The organism is Streptomyces pseudogriseolus, from assembly GCA_002154585.1.
Classification (GTDB): Bacteria; Actinomycetota; Actinomycetes; order Streptomycetales; family Streptomycetaceae; genus Streptomyces; species Streptomyces pseudogriseolus.
Genome location: MUNG01000672.1, coordinates 1 through 234, shown reverse-complemented (window position 1 = coordinate 234; position 234 = coordinate 1). Strand labels below are relative to the sequence as shown.

General features: G+C 77.8%; 1 pseudogene. It reads right to left on the bottom strand.

Features of this window, described 5'->3' with window-relative positions:
• Nucleotides 1-234: pseudogene (locus tag CCN29_RS34000) on the bottom strand (MBL fold metallo-hydrolase); the annotation flags it as partial.

Here is a 234-nt window from a genome sequence, read left to right as displayed (position 1 = left end):
GGTCCGAGCGCGGCCAGCGGCAGCGGCACGGGGTGCAGCCGCTTCGGCCCGGCGAAGGGGAACGGCGAGCACCGCTGACCCCACACGGGGTCGAACAGCACCCTCTGCCCGTCGATCTCCGCGAGCACGCTGGAGTGGCCCATCCACGTCAGGCGCAGCCCGGTCGCGGGCGGGCGGGTCAGGTCGGCGAGGGTGGTGGGGTGCACGGGGATGGCGCCCCGCGGGGCGCGGCGG